We start from the raw sequence: 7,137 nt of genomic DNA on the forward strand, positions 1-7,137 counted from the left end.
TCTATTATACCCTTATTTGAATGTATATGAATAGTACCTTTATTATCTGTTAAAACAGATGTCAAAATATTGTTTAAACCAGCACCGCGATTTCCTGGTGTTGATTCTGTAGAAAATCCATTTTCAATTGCTTTTTGCAAAGCTTCTTTATCAGAATAATTGGGGTATTTTTGTTGGACTGCTGTTGGTATACCGATACCAAAATCAGATATACTTATTTTTAAAGCATTCATATTAGGGTAATGCTGTGCGTAAATACAGCCAATATTTTCTGAAGAATGATCGTTTATATTGTTGAAAATCTCTTCTATTGCAACCTTAAATTCATCAATTGATGTTTCAGTAACATTTAATTGGTTAGCTAACCAAGGTATAAACGTATTAGGTAGCCATTGGTGACTATTTGCGTATTCAATAAGTTCAAGTGGCCTTGTTGTTGGACGAACCCTAGCGTGTGTTCTTAAGGTTTTATTAATATATCTCTTGAAAAACATTGAATCATCTAGATAAGTAAGCGGGCAGTACTTTCCACCAGGGAGTTCTTTAGGAGTAATTGATTTAAGTTTAACTTCTCTTTTTAATAACCATTCAAAAAGATTACTTAAAATCGTAATTCCTGATGGTTCAATATAGGATAAAGAACGGAAATTAAATTCAATATAGTTACTTGCTGGTTGCAAATCAGACGTAATAACTTTATCTAATAGATCATACATATTATTTCGGACAAAACGAGATGGCAGATATATTTCCATAATATTTTCCCCTTTATTTTATAGAAAAACGCTAACTTTAATTATAATAAAACATAAGGGGCGATATAAAGACTTTTATTTGTATACTTTTTAGAAATATTTTTAAAATTAATGTTCTACCCCTTATGCCCACCAACCAATCTAGCCCTATGCAAAGCAGTCCCAGCCGGAGTATAAGAAACAGCTCTCAACAATGCAGCAGAACCATATTTATTTCGTATCTTATCAACGACGTAGCCTAACTCACGTTTTTTCCATCCATCTTGGTCAAATAGATCAAGTTGCATTTCATAGTCATCAACAAGTTTGGTGATTGAAATAGAAATTGACCGAACTACTTGCCCGCGATAATTCTCTTTCATCAATTGAAGACAAACGTTATAGATATCCATTGTTACGTTAGTTGGTTTTTCGACAGTTCTGGAACGATGAAAGCCTCCATCAAGTTCATCCTTGCTATATCCGAGTGCAAAACTTATTGTACGTCCGGCTTTTTTGGCTGTCCGTGCTCGTTTAGCAACTTCCTCGCACATTTCAAGTACAACGGCTTTTATCTCTTTTTCATCTGTATAATCTCTCATGAGGATCTGACTTTTACCAAAACTAATTTGCCCCTGTATTATAGGAGCCCCAACTTTCGATAAGTCCACTCCCCAAGCATGATAGTATAACTGGTTTCCCATTATCCCAAATTTCTTTTCTAGCAGTTTTAAATCATGATTAGCGAGCTGACCAACAGTAAAAATCCCCATGTTATTTAATGTTCTTTCCGTTCTTTTCCCGATACCCCACATTTCTGATAGCGGTTTAACTGGCCATAATTTTCGAGGGATATCATCATATGTCCAGTCGGCAATGCCATCCGGAGCTTTCTTTGATTCTAAGTCTAAAGCTAATTTAGACATTAACATGTTAGGACCAATGCCGATTGTACAGGGCAATCCAAAATCATTGTAAATGTCAGATTGTATTTTTTTAGCGATCGATCGTGCATCTCCCCATATTTTTTCCAGTCCTTTAACATCTAAAAAGCTTTCATCCACCGAATAAGAGTGTACGGCACTCGGTGGTACATAACGATAAAATAATTTGGTGATCTCAGTGGAAACCTTAATAAATAGGTTCATTTGTGGATTTACGACCAAAATTTTAGGGTCCTTTGGGATTTCAAAAAGGCGTGAACCGGTTTTTATCTTGTAATCTCGTTTAAGAGCAGGGGATGCCGCAAGTACGACGCTACCTTGGCGATCTGTACCGCCAACAACTGCAATGTAGCAAGTAAGAGGATCGAGCCCTCTATCTACGGCCGCCACACTTGCATAAAAGCTTTTCATATCAATACACAAAATTGTTCTATCTGGAAATTGAGAGTAGTCGATCATGTTGAATACCTCACTCTGGTTGTATGTTGATTAACTTGTTAAACGGAATGTGATGAAAATATCCTTTTTCATCTTGGAGAATTAATTGGCTTTTCAAATGGTTAATGTAATGTACGGTACCCTTTAAGCTGTTTTTATAACCATTTTCAAAAATCTCAAGGACGATAGGAGTATTGAACTCCATTGCCTCAAGGATTGTCATTTCAAATTCTTCAATTGTTTGTTCGTCTAATTCAGGTTTTTGAATTTTATTTTCGTCAATAAGTGCTTCTCTTAGTGATTGCACATGTTCGGGCAACATCATAGCTGTCCATTTTATATTCCCACGATCTCTTATCATAAATCCCATCTCCTTTTTATGTTATTATATGCGAACATACGTTTGAAAATCAACTTGAAAACAAACAAATGTTCGTGTATAATTATGGTAAAGGGAGGGGAAACAGCGTGAATTACTTATTAAATCAATCTTTGAATGAATCTGTACCGGTAACAATAATTTATTTAAGTAAGGATAATTCTCTCTCAAAGAGGGTAATTTTGGTTAAAGCAAAAAACGATTCTTATATAAGAGCTTTTTGTTATACCAAAAGGCAGGTAAGAATCTTTAAAATTGATTCGATTCTTGCTGTTGAACCCATTAAAAGGAGGACTACATCATATGCTTAATGATTTAACCAAAAGGCAAAGTGAAATTTTATCAACTATAACTAACTATATAAAAAACAAAGGTTATGCTCCATCAATAAGGGAAATTGGCGACATGGTAAACTTATCCTCAACATCTACTGTCGCAGGTCACATGGAAAAGCTAAAAGAAAAAGGCTACGTGACTTGGAAACCTAGCCAACCGCGAACACTTCAATTACTAGACAAAGCAAAAACCGCCTCGTAATGAGACGGTTTATTTTTATTCGATTAAATCTCCCCATAAATCTTCTACTGTCATGTTGACAGCTCGAGCTATTTTTAAAGCCACTTTTAGTGTAGGTACTGATTTACCGTTAACAATCAGACTTAACGCACTATTTGAAATACCTAGCTGCTTCGCTAATTCTCTTTGTTTTATATTCCTTTTTTTGATTAATAGCTGTAATTTTGTCATACCATCACCCATTAACCTATTCGTCAAAAAATGATTTTGTCCTTTTAAATTTTTTAGGTGGACAAAATATAATGACCAAGCAACACGGAATATTCATTACTAAATTCCATTAAAGACATTAATTTGGAACATTCCTTATTCATATCTATCAACATTCAATCGTATACGGAACATTCTTCCCATCAGTAACTATTTACTTTGTAAATAATCACTAGGAGGTGGCGTTGTGCTGTTTGAAATTGGCTCCACAATCTTGATGGGTGGTTTAGCAGGATACTCCTATTTAAAGAGTCGCGGGACTGGCTCAAATGATGCGGATAAGATGCAAAAAATCTTTACAAATGCATCTTGGAAGACAAAAGGTGAAACGATTCGCCTGCAGAGGAAAAGAAAAATCGAAGGTGGTGTGGAGTATGTATATCAGTTGCCTTTAGGGTTTGATCGAAAAAAGATTGAAGAACATAAACATATTTTGGAAGATGGTCTAAATGTCCGTTCGGTAGTCTTAGACTTCCAACTTACAGATTTAAAAGAATTGAGGATTAACAAGGACTTAGTAAAACAGATTCGAAAACTATTTAAGGAAAAAAGAAGCAAGAAAGAGATAGAAATTGAGTTTGATGGAATGCTAAGAATAAAGGTTTATAACAAGCAGCTTACCAGTAGTTTGACATGGGACTCATCAATTGTCGGAACTGGATGGAGAGTGCCTGTAGGAATGTCGAGAAAAGGCATGATTTATCACGATTTTGACAGCAACTATTTTATGATTGTGGCTGGTGCTGCAGGATTCGGAAAGTCGCAAATCATTAAGATGTTGATCACAACATTAACCTTGCAACAACCTGATAATGTTAGGTTTCACCTAATTGATTTAAAAGGAGGCTTGGCATTTTCGAGGTTCAAGAACCTAAAACAAGTTGAGGATTTCGGTAAAAATCAAGAACAAGCCTATAAGATACTTAAAAGTGTGCAAAATGGAATGAACCATATTCACGATTACCTAGAATCTGAGGGATATGAAGATGTAAAGGAAGCAGGGATTAAGGAACGTCATTTTGTGATAATTGATGAGGCAGCCGATTTAAATGATAAATGTCAGGATATAATAGAGGACATTGCACGACGCGGCCGTGCTTGTGGACTCAGAATGATTTACGCAACTCAATATCCAACTAATGAGACCTTGCGATCACAAGTCCGTCAAAATGCTTTAGCAAGAGTATGTTTTAAACTCAAAACTAATGTGGCCAGCCGCGCTGTCCTTGATGAGGGCGGAGCTGAAGAACTTCCGGAAATACCAGGAAGAGCGATTTATCAAACATCGTCAAATCAGTTGGTGCAAACTGTATATATATCCAACGAGGAAATAAAACAATTGATTTATCCACACGTTATAAACAAAAGTCAGGAGGATAGCGATGGACAAAAGAGCAGCAAAACAACAGCGAATAGAAAACATTCTCTTAACTTTGAAGAAGTTCGATTTCATGACAAGAAGTCAGTTGCAGGCAGTACACAATCTAAAAGGCGATCGTAATGCCAATAGATTTTTAAACGATATGAGTCAGTATCTCTGTTCCTATCGTCATGGTCTTGAAAATGTCTATTATCTTTCCAAGGAAGGTCGAGAACGGATTAAGTGTGAAGTGATTCGGAAAAAAACTCCAAACATACAACATTTCTTATTAAGGAATCAATTATGGATTTATCTTAAGTGTCCATCCAGTTGGCAAAATGAAATCAAAGTCAATGTAGGAGATACTTCAATTATTTGCGATGCAAAATACAACATGAATGGAGTACCAGTGTTCGTTGAAGTGGATATCTCTCAGCCAATGAATGTTAATAAAAGAAAAATTGATAAGTACAAGAGAATGAAGGAGTTAACTAATGAACCATTCCATCTGGCATGGGTTACGGAAATCGGAAGCAGACGTCCAAAATTAATTGAGCTCTGTGAAGGATTGTCGGGGAGAGTATTTACATTTAATGAAATCATTTAAGGAGGATCATCACCATGAGAACTCAAACGATTTCCTTTAATAGCTTTATGTCTGGATCTTATAAAGAGGAAAGGAAGAAAATAAACTACGGGAAAATAGCAAAAAGAGTCGGAACATCTATTGCAGTACCATTAATCATGGCAAAACCTGCTTTCGCAGCGACAACAGAAGCTATCCCAACAACTGCAAAAGAATGGATGGGAGAGCAAACATTATCTGCACTGGCCCATGTGTTGGACCCAGTGGTGGACATCTTAATCGCTTTGTCATTTCCAGTAGCAAGTGTAGTAATTGTGGGGGCCTGTTTTTTCTTTATGTTTGGCAACGCGGATAAAGCCTGGGGGATGATCCAAAATGCCGGATTAGGGTATGTATTGATACAAGTATCCCCACTCATTTTAAATGTTCTCAAACAAGTGGGGAATGCTGTTTAAAAATTCATAAGGACAATAAGGTTTGTCCGATTCATGTCCTATTATTCACTTGTTTTAATTGTTCTTTATTTTAAATAAAACTATAAAACTACTGATTTAATAACATCAAAAACCCCTAATATCCTTACTTTTATATGGTGATATTGGGGGTTCGATTCCCTCCGAGGGCGTACTCCGTTATACCTAAACCGTTGAGTTTACGGTGCCTCTACGCTGCTTTTATCAGCGTGGGGGCTTTTTTATTGCGCGCTATTTTTACCGATAAAATATCACGAATTATACCACGCAGCCTAGCGGAATTTATTACCGAAAGGGTGTCCGAAGATTAAACGTAGAAAAAATGTTACCACCGCAATAGCAAAGGAAGTAATTAACACGGTAACGAAAAACGAAGTGCCTGCGAAAAATTACCACGAAGCGGTCGACGAGTTTCTGAAACATTGCGGAATTAAAGGACTGTCGCCCGATACCGTTAAGTTTTACGCGAAAGAGTTGAAGCAGACCGGACGTGGTTTTTCGGAAATTGATGCGCCAATAACCGACTTACAAAAATTCACGACAGACCATATCGAGCAATTTATTGAGCATCAACAGGCGTTAGGGCGCGCCATTAATACGATTAACTCACGGCTACGCGCTGGGAGGACGTTTTTTAACTTTTGCGTTCAGAAGAAATACATCGCAAGCAATCCGTTCGACGGCGTACAACAATTACGGAAGCGTCACGAAATAGGACCGACGTTTACGAAGCAGCAGCTCAAGCGGTTGCTCGATGCGCCCGACCTGACGACGTTTATCGGCTTGCGCGACCTTGCGATTATGTTGACGTTTGCACATACCGGCATTAGATTGACGGAGTTAACGTCACTGCGAGTTCAAGACGTTTCCTTCGACGAGAAAGGCGCTATTACTGTTCAACACGCCAAGAACCGTTACGCACGCCGTATTCCGATGACTAACCGATTAAAGACGGTCATGCGGGCGTATATGCAAGAACGTGGTGTCCTCGATACAAAATCCTTATTTATTAGCGTAGAGGACAAGCCTATTAGTGCCCGTTCGATACAAGACAGGCTTCGGATTTATGGCGAACAAACAGGCGTAAGTAAAGAAGTTGCTGTAAGCCCGCACGCATTTCGACGCACCTTTTGCCGATTAAAAGTTGAAGCGGGTACTAATATCTTCGTATTACAACGCTTGAGTGGGCATCAGTCGCTCGAGATACTGCGGAGATATGTGGAGATTTACGGAAAAGACCTCGATGAAGCTATCGAGAAGGGCGTTGAATAAGAATAATCGAGTTCGCTGGCGGATTGCCGGCGAATTTTTTAAAAGATAAGAAAGTATAAAAATTTGGGTCTACCACAGTCATTTAAGCTGTGGTATTTTCATTTTATGGAGACCAATATATTGAGAAGAATATTTTTTGATAAACACCAACATTGGGAAGCTTTC

The 7,137-nt window shown here is 37.5% G+C and carries 10 protein-coding genes; 6 read left to right on the forward strand and 4 right to left on the reverse strand.

What is annotated here, in order from left to right:
* The 3 genes from PZE06_RS24885 to PZE06_RS24895 all read right to left on the reverse strand — a co-directional run.
* Nucleotides 1-755 (reverse strand): sensor histidine kinase (locus tag PZE06_RS24885; RefSeq protein WP_275792081.1); only part of this gene is annotated, 755 nt, incomplete at its 3' end.
* Between the two features lie 116 nt (nucleotides 756-871).
* Complete coding sequence (locus tag PZE06_RS24890; RefSeq protein ID WP_150917659.1) at nucleotides 872-2,137, reverse strand: Y-family DNA polymerase; 1,266 nt, start codon at nucleotides 2,135-2,137, stop codon at nucleotides 872-874.
* A gap of 10 nt (nucleotides 2,138-2,147) precedes the next feature.
* A complete protein-coding gene (locus tag PZE06_RS24895; RefSeq protein WP_225310834.1) occupies nucleotides 2,148-2,477 on the reverse strand; it encodes a YolD-like family protein in 330 nt (109 codons plus the stop codon).
* Nucleotides 2,478-2,545: 68 nt separating this feature from the next.
* On the opposite strand from PZE06_RS24895, the gene PZE06_RS32160 reads away from it, so the two are divergent.
* A complete protein-coding gene (locus tag PZE06_RS32160) occupies nucleotides 2,546-2,806 on the forward strand; it encodes a WYL domain-containing protein (RefSeq protein ID WP_483314086.1) in 261 nt (86 codons plus the stop codon).
* Nucleotides 2,799-3,032, forward strand: a complete 234-nt coding sequence (locus tag PZE06_RS24900) for a LexA family protein (protein WP_150917650.1) — start codon at nucleotides 2,799-2,801, stop codon at nucleotides 3,030-3,032. The genes PZE06_RS32160 and PZE06_RS24900 overlap by 8 nt, the downstream gene beginning before the upstream one ends.
* Before the next feature lie 15 nt (nucleotides 3,033-3,047).
* On the opposite strand, the gene PZE06_RS24905 is transcribed toward PZE06_RS24900, so the two are convergent.
* Nucleotides 3,048-3,269: a helix-turn-helix transcriptional regulator gene (locus tag PZE06_RS24905; RefSeq protein WP_306421340.1), complete on the reverse strand. Its 222-nt coding sequence runs from the start codon at nucleotides 3,267-3,269 to the stop codon at nucleotides 3,048-3,050.
* Between the two features lie 199 nt (nucleotides 3,270-3,468).
* Between PZE06_RS24905 and PZE06_RS24910 the strand changes: the two genes are divergently transcribed.
* From PZE06_RS24910 to PZE06_RS24925, 4 genes are all read left to right on the forward strand, one after another.
* Complete coding sequence (locus tag PZE06_RS24910) at nucleotides 3,469-4,782, forward strand: FtsK/SpoIIIE domain-containing protein (protein ID WP_150917647.1); 1,314 nt, start codon at nucleotides 3,469-3,471, stop codon at nucleotides 4,780-4,782.
* Nucleotides 4,733-5,248, forward strand: a complete 516-nt coding sequence (locus PZE06_RS24915) for a replication-relaxation family protein (RefSeq protein WP_191963600.1) — start codon at nucleotides 4,733-4,735, stop codon at nucleotides 5,246-5,248. The genes PZE06_RS24910 and PZE06_RS24915 overlap by 50 nt, the downstream gene beginning before the upstream one ends.
* A 14-nt stretch (nucleotides 5,249-5,262) precedes the next feature.
* The gene (locus PZE06_RS24920; RefSeq protein ID WP_150917641.1) at nucleotides 5,263-5,682 is read left to right on the forward strand and encodes a hypothetical protein; all 420 of its coding nucleotides are present in this window, start codon (nucleotides 5,263-5,265) and stop codon (nucleotides 5,680-5,682) included.
* A 393-nt stretch (nucleotides 5,683-6,075) separates the two neighbouring features.
* Nucleotides 6,076-6,972, forward strand: a complete 897-nt coding sequence (locus PZE06_RS24925) for a tyrosine-type recombinase/integrase (RefSeq protein WP_150917638.1) — start codon at nucleotides 6,076-6,078, stop codon at nucleotides 6,970-6,972.
* The last annotated feature ends 165 nt before the right edge of the window (nucleotides 6,973-7,137 follow it).

It is taken from the genome of Robertmurraya sp. DFI.2.37 (assembly GCF_029211245.1).
GTDB lineage: Bacteria > Bacillota > Bacilli > Bacillales > Cytobacillaceae > Robertmurraya > Robertmurraya methanolica_A.